The following is a 12,572-nucleotide window of genomic DNA, read 5'->3' as shown; positions in this document are numbered from 1 at the left end:
AAAAAGAAAAGCCAGCGGCTTTTCTTTTTTTATGAGAAACGGGGGATGTTCCTATTGTGCTCAAAGAGTGTCCATTTTATACTTGAAACAATTCATTTTTTTGAGGTGAAAACCGATGAAACAACTTTCTTTTACAAAAATGCATGGATTGGGCAACAATTATATTTATATTAATCTGTTTGAAGAGCAATTGGCAGAAGCAGAACTGCCAGAGCTTGCTCGTAAGGTCTCAGATATTTACAGAGGAATCGGTTCGGATGGAATGATTTTGATTTGCCCATCTGAAAAGGCACCTGTAAAAATGCGTATTTTTAACAGAGACGGATCAGAAGCAAAAAGCTGTGGCAATGGTCTGCGCTGTGTAGCAAAATATGCGTTTGAACATAAACTGGTACAAGAGCCTGTGTTTCAAATTGATACCATCTCGGGTCCGGTGACGGCTGAGGTTACTGTCAAAGATGCGCTAGTAGAATACGTAACAATTAATATGGGACAGCCGCGCTTACGCCGAACGGATCTTCCTATGTATGGTGACGCAGAGACGTTTACATTTGCGGATAAAACCTATGCACTAACGCCTGTGTCAATGGGAAATCCGCATGTTGTATTATTTGTAGATGATATCGAGGCTGCGCCGCTTACAACACTTGGCCCGATTTTAGAAAAACATCAGATGTTTCCAGAAGGGGTAAATGTAGAGTTTGTGAAAGTGCTGAATGAGACATCCATGCATTTTCGTGTATGGGAGCGCGGATCGGGTGTGACGCAGGCATGTGGCACGGGTGCTTGTGCTGCTGTAGTGGCTGCGATTTTAAAGGGACATATGCAAAGAGGTAAAGAAATTACAGTGCATTTAGCGGGCGGTGATTTGTTTATCACCTGGACAGAATCTGGAGAGGTTATGATGAAAGGCCCTGCCGAAGTGATTTGTACCGGTGTCTATCAATACTGAGACTGCGAATTTGAGCAAGTATGTGCAAAGCGTTATAATAAACAGGATAGTATGTGATGTGTACGCGATACGTAATTGATATAGGAAAGGAAGTGTGACAATGATTGTAGTAACAGAGCAAGCGGCATTGCAAATTCAGGATATGATTAAGCAAGCTGACGAAGGTGAGCAATTTGTACGCCTCGCGGTAAAAGGCGGCGGCTGCAGTGGTCTTTCCTACGGTCTTGGCTTTGAACCAGAAGCTAGTGAAAACGATGAGATTTTGACGTTCCATGGTGTAAAGTTTATCATTGATAAACAAGACGCCCCTGTTTTACAAGGTGTAAAGATTGATTACAAGCAATCCATGCTTGGTGGTGGATTTACCATCGATAATCCGAATGCAATCGCAACATGCGGCTGTGGTTCATCCTTCCGCACTGCGACAAATCAAGGAACACCGGAACAGTGTTAGCTTAAAAGCACTTACAGTGAACTAATAGAAGAAAAAGGAAGAGCGGCTGCTCTTCCTTTTTAGTTGAAATTTCTTACTGTCGGTACGCGCAGGGCGACAAACAGTGCAAATAAAACGATGGCGATGGCGCCGCTTTTTAAAATAACGACAATTGGTATGCCAAACGTGAGCAGCATGGAGGTAGCAGCATAGGAAAGTGGGATAAGTCCCATTGAAGAAAGCATCATCAAGCTCATCACGCGTCCCATCATCTCTTCTTTTACTGTAGATTGGATGACAGCCATCAAAGGAAGTGCCGCCATAGCGAGCGCTATACCGAATAGGCCGCCTGCGAGAAGTGCTTGCCACACCACATCGCTTTGTGTAATAAAGAAAAATGCAATGCCCGATAAAAACAGCATGATGATACAAAAAAGGCCGCGGCTGCGCTGAATATTCAACAGACCGACTGTAATGGCGCCAATCGCCATCCCTCCACCTACTGATCCTTCTAAATAGCTGAATAACACCGAATCACCATGAAGTACGTTTTTTACGAAAATTGGAAAACCGACCTGCATGGGACCAATGAGAAACAGATTTAAAAATGCGCTGCAGATGAGCAGAGTCGTTAAAAACGGTGATTGCTTAACGTATAAGATTCCTTCCTTCATAGAAGTAAGCATGGACCCGTTACGCATTTCCTGTTTAGTCCCGCTTTTAATGTGGTGTACAAGAAACGCTGCAGCGACGAGAAGAACAATTGCTAACGCAAATACAGCTTCATAGCTGGTGACCTTCAGTAAAAAACCAGCTAAAACAGGTCCTAAAATAAGTGAAGATTGATTTGTCATTTGTGTAATGGAGTTAGCCTGTGTTAAGCGATGCTTTGCCACGAGCTCCGGTAAAATAGAACCATCTGCTGACCAAAAGAAAGCATCTGCCAGTCCGAAACAGAGCGCAAAGATTGCAAGTGTGTATAAGGTAACGTCACCTGCGACAAGCCAAAGTAATAAAATACTCACGAGCACAATCCGAATCACATTTGATACGAACATAATATTCTTTTTGGGAAACTTATCTGCAGCTGCACCGCCTACAATCATAAATACAAGTCTTGGGACACTCGAGGCAAGCAGTACAAGACCGAGTGAAGCTTGCAAATTTAAGGTGTTGACGATATACCATGTTTGGGAAAATGTGAATAGCGCGAGCGCGAAGCTTGAAAATAAGGTAGCGCTCCATAAGTACAGAAAGTTGCTGTTGCGAAACAACGAGGTACTTTTGCTCGAAGCCGCTATTATGTGAGATTGCCTGATATTTTCCATCATATAATCTCCTTGCTTTAGAATACGGGTTCAATCTATGTACAGTATGACAACTTGTTCCAATTTTGATACCCTTTTCTCATTGTAGACAATGCGGCGCGAGTTGTACAAGGGATTTTTTATACAAAGGCTGTGTTGAATCATCGGCACTTGTTAAGTGGAGGGGACGGGGGAGATTCCCTGGCTACCCGAGGAAAGCAAACAAAATTAACAGAGAACGCTAACACAACCTATACAAAAAAAGAGCCGATTTCGGCTCTTCTTAAAATAGGCTTGTACTGTGCAATGGCTGTACTCTTGCTTTTGGGTCAATGTAAGCCTTCGCGTTATTTACAGCAGTCGGTGCTTCACCGAAGCCGGACGCGATGAGCTTTACTTTTCCGTCATACGTACAAATGTCACCAGCTGCGTAAATGCCCGGGATATTGGTTTCCATTTTGGAGTTTACTACAATGTTGTTTTTCTCAATTGTTAAGCCCCAATCTTTAATTGGTCCCAAAGAAGAAACAAAGCCGTAGTTGACGATTACATCGTCTACATCCAGAACGACCTTTTCTTCTGTTTTTACTTCTTGAATCACAACTTGCTTAATGTTGTCGTCACCGATTAATTCTGCTGGTACGTAAGGTGTTTTAATATCCACGCGTGAATTCATCAGTAGCTCAACGCTATGCTCATGCGCGCGGAATTTATCGCGGCGATGGATAAGTGTAACCTGTTCAGCAATCGGTTCAAGCATAAGCGCCCAGTCTACTGCAGAATCGCCGCCGCCAAATACAACAACGCGTTTGCCGGCAAACTTGTTCATATCGTCTACGAAATAGTGTAAGTTTTTCTTTTCGTATCGTTCTACGTTCTCAAGCTCCAAGCGGCGTGGCTGGAATGCACCGTTTCCAGCTGTAATAATGACTGTTTTGGAATAATGTGTATCTTTATTTGTCACAAGCTTAAATACGCCGTCTGCTTGCTTTTCAATGGTTTGTACAGCCTCTTCTAAGCAAACTGTCGGCTCGAATTTGCTCATTTGTTCTTTTAAATTATTTATCAGCTCTTGTGCGCGAACCTTTGGAAAGCCGGCCACGTCGTAGATGTATTTTTCAGGATATAGCGCGGAAAGCTGACCGCCAAGCTGCGGTAGACTTTCAATGATTTTCACGCTTGCTTGTCTCATCCCTCCGTAGAAGGCTGTGAACAATCCTGTTGGTCCTCCGCCGATAATGGTGATATCGTATACCTTTTGTTCTGTCAAAGCGATCTCCCTCCAAATCAAATTGTAATAGTTCTCAATGTACGTCATACAAGTGAAACTGCTCACAAAAAATCATACCATAATTTCATGAAAAAAACTTAGAAAAAGACTGTATTCCAAGACTTCTACTGTATATATTCAATGAAACAACAAAAAATAAATGCCAAATAGAAAAAGAAAGCACTTTCAATAAATTCGTTACGGATTATGTGAATAACTGCACTTGAAAAATGGCTGGAAAAAGCATAATATAATGTAGGTGTATGTTTCGTTTTTGTGACAAATTTTTTACTTTTTTGTGAATTGTCGACAAAGTTCGACTACTAATTATATTGCATACTTATTTTATAGAGAAGGATTGTGATTAGGGTGAGAAAGCCGAAAATAGTTATTCTTGGTGCCGGGTACGGCGGTATGATTACCACTGTCCGCCTCCAAAAAATGCTGTCTGTAAGCGAAGCGGAAATTACGCTTGTAAACAATAACAGCTATCACTACCAAACAACATGGTTGCATGAGAATGCGGCAGGTACATTGCACCATGATAAAACGCGTCTTGAAATTAAAGATGTAATTGATTCTAGCAAAGTAAACTTCGTACAAGATACAGTTGTAGAAATTAAGTCTGCTGAAAAGCGTGTTATTCTTCATAACGGTGAGCTTGAGTACGATTATCTTGTAGTGGGCCTTGGTTTTGAATCCGAAACATTCGGCATCAAAGGCTTGAAGGAGCATGCGTTTTCTATCGCTAACATTAACGGCGCGCGTCAAATTCGCGACCATATTGAGTATATGTTCTCTCTATATCCAACACAAAAACGCGATGACCTATTAACAGTTGTAGTTGGCGGTGCTGGTTTTACAGGTATTGAATTCTTAGCCGAGCTTGCGAATCGTGTTCCTGAGCTTGTAGCTGAGTATGATGTACCTCGTGAAAAAGTGCGCATTATTTGCGTAGAGGCTGCACCAACAGTATTGCCTGGATTTGATCCTGAGCTTGTTGAATATGCAGTGAAGTTTTTAGAAAAGCGCGGCGTGGAATTCCGCATCGGCACAGCGATTAAAGAAGCTACAGAAGAAGGCATTATCGTAGCACAAGGTGAAGAAGTAGAAGAAATCAAAGCAGCAACAGTTGTATGGGCAGCAGGTGTACGCGGTAACGCACTTGTTGAGCAATCTGGCTTTGAAGCAATGCGCGGTCGTATCAAAGTTGATGAGTACATGCGCGCACCTGGTCATGATGATGTATTTATCGTTGGTGACGCGGCATTAATTTTTAACCCTGAAAATGATCGTCCTTACCCGCCAACTGCGCAAATCGCAATTCAAGAAGGTTACACAATTGCGCAAAACATTGCAGTTATGGTACGCGGCAAAGGTGAAATGAAGAAGTTTACATTCGATAACAAAGGTTCCGTATGTTCACTTGGTCACGATGATGGTATCGGTGTTGTAATGGGCAGAAAGATTGTCGGATGGCAAGCTGCTTTCATGAAAAAAGTAATCGACAACCGTTACTTGTTCCTACTAGGCGGTCCATTATTAGTATTGAAAAAAGGTAAATTAAAGTTCTTTTAAGATAAGATGAGCAAAAGCCGGTGCGCTTTTGCTCTTTTTTTAAATGTAGGCTGTGTTAAAATCTGATGCTGCTAATCGGCACTTGTTGATTGGTGAGAATCCTACGGGAAAAGCACTGCTCCCGAAAGCAAACGCAATCAACAACGAACTTTAACTGTAAGTCAGAACGAAGGAGCGGGGGAACATGAGCAAACGAGGTAAGGTTTGGCTAGGCGTGAGCGGTTTAGTCATAACAGCAGATGGGAAATGGCTTGTGGTGAAAAAGAGCTATGGGGGGTTAAAGGGCGTATGGTCACTTCCGGCTGGTTTTGTTGATGAAGGGGAAACGCTTGATCAAGCGGTGCAGCGTGAAGTTCTAGAGGAAACAGGGATACATACAGAGGTTAAAGGTGTGATTGGGATTCGGTCTGGCGTGATTAGAAATGAAATCAGCGATAACATGATTATTTTTAGTTTAGCGCCACTGCATGAACGCATTGTAATAAAAAGCGATGAGCTAGAGGATGCTCAGTTTCTACACCCATACCAGTTTGCGAATGATGAAACGGCTTCGGTGTTATTACGTTATTTGGTTCAAAGTATTTCCCAACAATCTTTTCCGTTACGAAAAGATGTGGACCCAGGAGCTCATTTCGGATATACAGCCTATCATGTATTTCTTCCTGAAAACAGAAATTGACGACCTTGCGCGCGTTTTGTACACTTAAGACAGCAAGAGGGAAAAAGGGGAGAAATACATGAGTATTCCAGTACTGTTCATTTCAATGATGTTGTTTTTTGTATTATTTTTCGGGATTGGCTTTTTGTTAAATATGATCTTACGTAAAACATGGATTATGGCAATCCTGTATCCGCTTATTTGCGTTGCTATTATTGATAAGGTCAGTACTTTTGATTATATCAATAATCCGTCAGAGGCATTTGCTTCTTTAACAGAACATGCCACATCCCTAGGTCAAGCAGACATGATTATTCTAACAACCGGTTTAGTCGGAGCTATTCTTTCCGGCATCATTATTAAGACACTTCGTCAAAAAGGATATCAAATGTTCTAAACCTCGCTGCCGCGAGGTTTTTTCTATAATCAGCTGTAGAGACTTCTGATAAAAGTTGAATTTGTCCGATAGAGTGTGAACTTGGCCGATAGAAGAAAGAATTCGGCCGATAGGAGAGAGAACTTGGCCGATAGGACTGCTAAGTTGGTCTTAACCTCAGATACAAAAGGATGAAAAAGAGAGAGTTTGTCGCATAAAAATGATTGTCATGGCCAACACTAGTCGTAAAGGAGTGTTGAAATAAGCATGACAATACGAAAAGTTGCGATTCGCTTGTTGATGACGAGTGCATTTCTTTGTGCGCTTGCTGTTACTGTGTTTGCAATTACTGGGTTGCGCGTAGAGAACTTTGTTAAAAAAACAAGTCAATCTGTCGCAAGCGTAAAAGCTGAGGAGATACCATCAACTACGCTAGAAGAATTTGAAGATTGGGATCAAAAATATCCTTCAGTGATGGTAAAGGCAACGGGCTATACAGCAGGTGTAGAATCAACAGGAAAACGGCCGAATCACCCGCAATACGGCATTACTTATTCTGGTGTTCGCGTAAAGCGGGACTTATATTCTACTATTGCTGCAGATCTTAACGTGTTTCCAATTGGAACTGTTTTGTTTATTCCAGATTATGGTTACGGTGTTGTGGCGGACAAAGGTGGAGCTATTAAAGGAAACTCGTTGGACTTATACTATGAAACGGTGCAGGATGTATATAAGCAGTGGGGGAAAAAAGAATTAAAAGTATATGTGGTTAAGATGGGAAATGGGAAGTTAACAGAAGAAGATATGAACCGCCTCAACGAAGATAAGGCGATGCAGGTGTTCCGCCGACAATATCAAAAATAGCTCGGGCAAATTGTCCGAGCTATTTATATTGCACGGAATCTTCGCATTTTTCAACAAATACAGCTATAATAAAAACATATACTTGGAGGTGTTAGGATGTTTCATATACAAGAACAATTAGGTGCACATGAGGTTGCCATCATTGGTATTTTTGAAGGAACAACAGAGCTAGAATTCGGTTTAAATGGACAAGTAAGTACGCTTGTAGCAGAAGGTGATATCTCTGCTAGAAAGAAGTCTGTATCTAAAATACATGCACTTGGGCAAGGGGATGTAAAGCGATACGTATTCGCTGGTCTTGGCAACGCTGATACTTATACAACAGAACTGCTGCGCGAGACAATGGGTAAAGTATTTCAATCTGTAAAGGGTATAAAAGCAGATAATATCGCAATCAATCTGGATTCATTTGTATCCGGTCATATTGATGTATTAGATGTAGCGCATATTGCCGCAGAGTCTTATTATCTGGCAACCTATGAGCTACAAACATATAAAACGAATAAAAAGGAACAAAAACCAACTCCATCCCTTGTGTTCATCACAAAAGCCGATGCCCAAGAAGTGCAAGCTGCTCTTGCTGTCGGTGCTGTGTATGGAAAAGCAACAAATACGGCACGTACGCTTGTAAATATGCCGCCAAATAAGCTAACAGCGAGCGATCTTGCAAATCATGCAATTCAGTTGGCGGAAAAGTATGGTATGGATTATAAAGTGCTGGAAAAAGAAGAAATACAAGAGCTTGGTATGGGCGCGCTTTTGGCTGTTAATCAAGGTTCTGTTAACCCGCCTAAGGTGATTACAATCTCTTATCAAGGTAAGGAAGAATGGACGGATGTAATTGGCCTTATCGGTAAAGGTATTACATATGATACAGGTGGGTACTCCCTAAAGCCGCGTGAAGGCATGGTCGGTATGAAAGGAGATATGGGCGGTGCTGCAGCTGTTTTAGGGGCTATGGAAATCATCGGGGAATTGCGTCCCGAGCAAAATGTCGTAATGGTCATTCCATCTACAGATAATATGATTAGCGGCGATGCGTTTAAGCCGGATGATGTTATTACATCTATGAGCGGTAAAACAATTGAGGTACTGAATACAGATGCGGAAGGACGCTTGGCGCTTGCGGATGGTATCACGTATGCAAAGCAGTTGGGAGCAAATTATTTGATTGATGTAGCTACGTTAACAGGCGGTGTAATTGTTGCGTTAGGTAATCATACGACAGGTGCGATGACAAATGATGAAGGATTTTACGAGCAAGTATTGGAGGCAGCTCTAGAAACCGATGAGCCAATTTGGCAATTACCAATTTTCGAACGTGACAAAGAGCGCGTACGCGGCAGTAAATTTGCCGATTTGAATAACTCCCCAGGACGCGATGGCCATGCAATTATGGCGGGGGCGTTTTTAGGTGAATTTGCGGAAGATACACCATGGGTACATTTGGATATTGCTGGTACATCTGAAACAAAAGCGGCGCATGATCTTGGTCCGGCAGGTGCAACTGGTGTAATGGTACGCACATTAGCAACACTTGTGGAACGCTTTTCATCATAAGTAAAGAAAGAGGGAGAAAAGATGAAACGAGTTAGAAAGGCCATTATCCCTGCAGCGGGTCTGGGAACACGCTTTTTGCCTGCAACTAAAGCAATGCCAAAAGAAATGCTTCCGATTGTTGATAAGCCAACTATTCAGTATATTGTAGAGGAAGCTATTCAATCGGGCATTGAAGATATCATCATTGTAACGGGAAAAGGAAAACGGGCGATTGAAGATCATTTTGACCATGCGTTTGAATTAGAGCAAAACCTATTTGAGAAGGAAAAATATGAGCTTCTGGAAAAGGTACGAGCTTCTTCTAAAATGGTGGATATTCATTATATTCGTCAAAAAGAGCCAAAAGGACTGGGACATGCAGTATGGTGCGCGCGAAAATTCATCGGTGATGAGCCGTTTGCTGTACTGCTTGGCGATGATATTGTGCAAGCTGACAAGCCATGCCTGCGTCAATTAATGGATGAGCACGAGCGGACATTTTCATCTGTAATTGGTGTACAAACAGTTGATGAAAGCGAAACGCATCGTTATGGTATTATCGATCCGATTGAAAGAGATGGCCGTCGTTATCAAGTCCGTCAATTTGTGGAAAAGCCAGCAAAAGGTACGGCACCTTCTAACTTGGCGATTATGGGTCGCTATATTTTGACTCCTGAAATTTTTATGTTTTTAGAGGAACAGGAAATTGGCGCAGGTGGTGAAATTCAGCTAACTGACGCAATCCAAAGGCTAAATGAAATTCAGCGTGTGTTCGCATATGACTTTGACGGAAAGCGTTATGATGTAGGTGAAAAGCTTGGCTTTATTCAAACAACAATCGAAATGGCGCTGCAGCATGACGATTTACGTGAAGATTTACTGCAGGTTATGCAGCGATTGTTAGAAGAGAACATCGTAAAAAGCACGCTGGAATAATTAGTGTATATACAAATACATATAAGAAGAGGAGCAAATCGCTCCTCTTCTTATATGTTCAATCGCATGGAAAGGAGCATTAGATGGATAAAAAACGTCAGCTATATAACTACTTATTTTTAGGTGCTTGCGCAAGTGTATCCAAAATGGTTATATACTTTTTTATCTTAACGATGCAAGAGGATGCAGGTCGTATGTGGATTGCGCAAAGCATGGCATGGACTATCTGTATTCTTATCTTTTATATCACAACTAAGCAGTTTGTGTTTCAAACGAAGCGAGCAGATATACAAAGTGGAGCCAAAGAATTTGGTTTATTTATTGCTGCATCACTCATCAGCATGGCAGTAGCTGTTATCTTTTATAATGGACTTGTTTATCTTGTGAACATTAAGCCATTATGTGCGGTAATTGTGAATATAATTGGATTTGGCACACACTTTTACATAAGTAAGTACTTTGTTTTTGCACCGACAAGTCAAGATAAGCAAATCCAAGAAAAAATTGCTGCAAATTAAAAAAGCACGGAAAAATCCGTGCTTTTATGCTGTACGAGAATAAGCTGTTCCAGAGCTGGTAATCGCACGGTAGATACGAGGGGCGATGACTGCTCCTAAAATGGTAAATGCTAAATCTTTTACCATAAACCACATCATGATTTTCCAAGCTGTTGCGTACTCCATGTCTGCCTCTAACCATACATTTGCAGCAGCGTACATATAGTTCGTGCCAATCACATAAATAAGAGCAATACCAACTAAAGAGGCAATCAAAAAAGTAAAGAAGGTCGGGATTATCTTGCTTTCGACGATTTTTCCAGTTACGTAGGCAACAACAATGTAAGAGAGAATAAAACCGCCAGACATGCCTAAAACAGTATCAATTCCTGCGCTAAATTGAGCAAATACTGGTGCACCTGCAATACCAACTAGCATGTAAACAGTCATAGACAGTGCACCTACTCTGCTACCAAGTAATAATCCGGCTAGGATTGCAAAAAATGGTTGCATTGATAGAGGGATACCAGCTACTTGTAAAAAAGGAGCCCAAGACGTGATGTTTGCGCCAATTGCCATAAGCGCAACAAACATAGCAGCTAAAGTTAAATCAAGTGTACGAAACTTGCGCATTTTATGTTAACCTCCAATGTTGTTTTGGTTAACAATATCGTAACGGGACACGCATCACTTGTCAATCAAAATTTTCTGATACTTGTCTTTCAATTGTTCTTGCAGTAGCGTGTACGGAATGCGGAATTCTGGAATGCCAGAAGAATAAGGAGCGAGTTCATACAATGGGAAATACACAACAAGATTTTCTGCCTCTAAAAAGAATTTTAATTCACTAATCTTATTAATTTTTTCAGTTGCGTCTGGAAAAAAGCTGTCCTTATTTTGTTGAATTTGTTTAACGATTTCTTGCCGAATCATTTGTTCATAGCCTGTTCCTGTAAACATTTCTGTTAGCATAAGCTCTTTTTCTAAGTCAATATCAAACGTATTCGCTCTCCACTCATACATACCGTGCGCGCCGCCGGTATATTGATAATAGCTTGTATACAAGCTCAGTAACGGCTTGCGGTTATAAGTAATTTTATAGTCTGTACTGGCCACATAGGGATGAACACTAAGTGCCCCTTTGTTTTCATCGTAATATTGCTTGGCCTCTTTTTCTAATTTACGCTTGAACATCATCATTTTTGTACTGTAATATTCATTCAGCTTCGTTTGGAACACTTCGTTTTTTAAACCGCTAAAACGAGGAATACGCAGTTGATATTCAAAATACTCATTTTTCCCTTCTTTTTTCTCTTCTTCCGCAAGAAGCGGTGCATGTGAGGGCAACACAGGACGATCCGCATAAGTGTGAATAGGAAATAGAAAAACGAACAGTATCAACCACAAATAACGTAATTTCATATGTAATCTCCTTATATACAAGTTGGTTCATATCGTATGTCAAATTCATATTCTTAAAAAACCATACATGCTCGTAAAATATTCCTGTTTATATACAGTTTGCGAGGAACGCGTTATAATTATGCATAATATGGAAATGTGAATCTGATATTTATAAGGGAGCTGATGATAAATGGCAAAAACATTGATGGAAGCTTTGGGAATGAAGATGAAAGAATGTACACCTGAGCGAGTGGTGATGAGCATGCCAGTGAACGGAAGTACACATCAACCGTTCGGCTTCTTGCACGGGGGAGCGTCTGTAGCGCTGGCGGAGACGGTGGCCAGTGTTGGTACATATGCACTGATTGATTCAGAAACTCAGCTGTGCTTTGGGCTAGAGATTAATGCGAACCATATTCGTTCTAAACGGGACGGCGTCGTAACTGCCATCGGGACGCCTTTGCATAAAGGAAAAACAACCATGGTGTGGGATATTAAAATTGTGGATGAGGAAGAGCGATTGCTTTGTGTGTCGCGTTGCACGGTCGCTGTTACAGATAAACGCTAACCAGAGAAAATCGGCATATACAGAAAATGGTTTACATATTTTTGCTTATATTGTAAGATATATGTATTAATAGTATATACTCCAAAGGGGAGTAGCGTCAGGTATATCCTGAAACAAGGTCGTCATTCCGTGAGTGCTCTCACCGGCTTTGTTGGCATATGACTATGTCTTGCAAGACCTTTGCCACCTT

At 41.4% G+C, this 12,572-nt stretch carries 14 protein-coding genes; 10 read left to right on the top strand and 4 right to left on the bottom strand.

From position 1 onward, the window contains the following. Positions 1-115 precede the first annotated feature (115 nt). Complete coding sequence (dapF, locus tag MUG87_RS10340) at positions 116-952, top strand: diaminopimelate epimerase (protein ID WP_247081758.1); 837 nt, start codon at positions 116-118, stop codon at positions 950-952. A gap of 100 nt (positions 953-1,052) precedes the next feature. Further along, complete coding sequence (locus tag MUG87_RS10335; RefSeq protein WP_247081756.1) at positions 1,053-1,406, top strand: HesB/IscA family protein; 354 nt, start codon at positions 1,053-1,055, stop codon at positions 1,404-1,406. 59 nt (positions 1,407-1,465) lie between these two features. On the opposite strand, the gene MUG87_RS10330 is transcribed toward MUG87_RS10335, so the two are convergent. Further along, on the bottom strand, positions 1,466-2,713 hold the full coding sequence (locus MUG87_RS10330) for an MFS transporter (protein WP_247087644.1): 1,248 nt from the start codon (positions 2,711-2,713) through the stop codon (positions 1,466-1,468). 262 nt (positions 2,714-2,975) lie between these two features. After that, positions 2,976-4,010, bottom strand: coding sequence for a ferredoxin--NADP reductase 2 (gene yumC / locus MUG87_RS10325; protein WP_247081753.1), 1,035 nt, complete (start codon positions 4,008-4,010; stop codon positions 2,976-2,978). 321 nt (positions 4,011-4,331) lie between these two features. Between yumC and MUG87_RS10320 the strand changes: the two genes are divergently transcribed. The 7 genes from MUG87_RS10320 to MUG87_RS10290 all read left to right on the top strand — a co-directional run bounded on the left by MUG87_RS10320 (position 4,332) and on the right by MUG87_RS10290 (position 10,431). Further along, a complete protein-coding gene (locus MUG87_RS10320; RefSeq protein WP_247081751.1) occupies positions 4,332-5,540 on the top strand; it encodes an NAD(P)/FAD-dependent oxidoreductase in 1,209 nt (402 codons plus the stop codon). Between the two features lie 184 nt (positions 5,541-5,724). Next, positions 5,725-6,219: an NUDIX hydrolase gene (locus MUG87_RS10315; protein WP_247081749.1), complete on the top strand. Its 495-nt coding sequence runs from the start codon at positions 5,725-5,727 to the stop codon at positions 6,217-6,219. Between the two features lie 58 nt (positions 6,220-6,277). Next, complete coding sequence (locus MUG87_RS10310; RefSeq protein ID WP_247081747.1) at positions 6,278-6,595, top strand: YuiB family protein; 318 nt, start codon at positions 6,278-6,280, stop codon at positions 6,593-6,595. 246 nt (positions 6,596-6,841) lie between these two features. Next, positions 6,842-7,438: a 3D domain-containing protein gene (locus tag MUG87_RS10305; RefSeq protein WP_247081745.1), complete on the top strand. Its 597-nt coding sequence runs from the start codon at positions 6,842-6,844 to the stop codon at positions 7,436-7,438. Positions 7,439-7,534: 96 nt separating this feature from the next. Next, complete coding sequence (locus MUG87_RS10300) at positions 7,535-8,998, top strand: leucyl aminopeptidase (RefSeq protein WP_247081743.1); 1,464 nt, start codon at positions 7,535-7,537, stop codon at positions 8,996-8,998. A gap of 21 nt (positions 8,999-9,019) precedes the next feature. Further along, positions 9,020-9,913 carry a UTP--glucose-1-phosphate uridylyltransferase GalU gene (gene galU / locus MUG87_RS10295; protein ID WP_247081741.1) on the top strand — a complete coding sequence of 298 codons (894 nt, stop codon included), beginning with the start codon at positions 9,020-9,022 and terminating at the stop codon, positions 9,911-9,913. A gap of 83 nt (positions 9,914-9,996) precedes the next feature. After that, positions 9,997-10,431: a GtrA family protein gene (locus MUG87_RS10290; protein ID WP_247081739.1), complete on the top strand. Its 435-nt coding sequence runs from the start codon at positions 9,997-9,999 to the stop codon at positions 10,429-10,431. Positions 10,432-10,455: 24 nt separating this feature from the next. Here the strand turns inward: MUG87_RS10290 and MUG87_RS10285 are convergent, their stop codons facing one another. Further along, positions 10,456-11,043: a biotin transporter BioY gene (locus MUG87_RS10285; RefSeq protein ID WP_247081737.1), complete on the bottom strand. Its 588-nt coding sequence runs from the start codon at positions 11,041-11,043 to the stop codon at positions 10,456-10,458. Positions 11,044-11,097: 54 nt separating this feature from the next. Further along, positions 11,098-11,832: a DUF3298 and DUF4163 domain-containing protein gene (locus tag MUG87_RS10280; protein WP_368042538.1), complete on the bottom strand. Its 735-nt coding sequence runs from the start codon at positions 11,830-11,832 to the stop codon at positions 11,098-11,100. Between the two features lie 172 nt (positions 11,833-12,004). Between MUG87_RS10280 and MUG87_RS10275 the strand changes: the two genes are divergently transcribed. After that, positions 12,005-12,382: a hotdog fold thioesterase gene (locus tag MUG87_RS10275; protein WP_247081735.1), complete on the top strand. Its 378-nt coding sequence runs from the start codon at positions 12,005-12,007 to the stop codon at positions 12,380-12,382. The last annotated feature ends 190 nt before the right edge of the window (positions 12,383-12,572 follow it).

The organism is Ectobacillus sp. JY-23, assembly GCF_023022965.1.
In the GTDB taxonomy this organism is placed as follows: domain Bacteria; phylum Bacillota; class Bacilli; order Bacillales; family Bacillaceae_G; genus Ectobacillus.
Note: the sequence above shows the minus strand (reverse complement) of the source record. Positions and strands in the feature narration are given on the sequence as shown.

What these genes read in the sequence shown, in the direction of transcription:
- dapF (WP_247081758.1), top strand. Translation starts at nt 116, where the DNA reads ATGAAACAACTTTCTTTTACAAAAATGCATGGATTGGGCAACAATTAT.
- MUG87_RS10335 (WP_247081756.1), top strand. Translation starts at nt 1,053, where the DNA reads ATGATTGTAGTAACAGAGCAAGCGGCATTGCAAATTCAGGATATGATT.
- MUG87_RS10330 (WP_247087644.1), bottom strand. Translation starts at nt 2,713, where the DNA reads ATGGAAAATATCAGGCAATCTCACATAATAGCGGCTTCGAGCAAAAGT.
- yumC (WP_247081753.1), bottom strand. Translation starts at nt 4,010, where the DNA reads ATGACGTACATTGAGAACTATTACAATTTGATTTGGAGGGAGATCGCT.
- MUG87_RS10315 (WP_247081749.1), top strand. Translation starts at nt 5,725, where the DNA reads ATGAGCAAACGAGGTAAGGTTTGGCTAGGCGTGAGCGGTTTAGTCATA.
- MUG87_RS10310 (WP_247081747.1), top strand. Translation starts at nt 6,278, where the DNA reads ATGAGTATTCCAGTACTGTTCATTTCAATGATGTTGTTTTTTGTATTA.
- MUG87_RS10305 (WP_247081745.1), top strand. Translation starts at nt 6,842, where the DNA reads ATGACAATACGAAAAGTTGCGATTCGCTTGTTGATGACGAGTGCATTT.
- MUG87_RS10300 (WP_247081743.1), top strand. Translation starts at nt 7,535, where the DNA reads ATGTTTCATATACAAGAACAATTAGGTGCACATGAGGTTGCCATCATT.
- galU (WP_247081741.1), top strand. Translation starts at nt 9,020, where the DNA reads ATGAAACGAGTTAGAAAGGCCATTATCCCTGCAGCGGGTCTGGGAACA.
- MUG87_RS10290 (WP_247081739.1), top strand. Translation starts at nt 9,997, where the DNA reads ATGGATAAAAAACGTCAGCTATATAACTACTTATTTTTAGGTGCTTGC.
- MUG87_RS10285 (WP_247081737.1), bottom strand. Translation starts at nt 11,043, where the DNA reads ATGCGCAAGTTTCGTACACTTGATTTAACTTTAGCTGCTATGTTTGTT.
- MUG87_RS10280 (WP_368042538.1), bottom strand. Translation starts at nt 11,832, where the DNA reads ATGAAATTACGTTATTTGTGGTTGATACTGTTCGTTTTTCTATTTCCT.
- MUG87_RS10275 (WP_247081735.1), top strand. Translation starts at nt 12,005, where the DNA reads ATGGCAAAAACATTGATGGAAGCTTTGGGAATGAAGATGAAAGAATGT.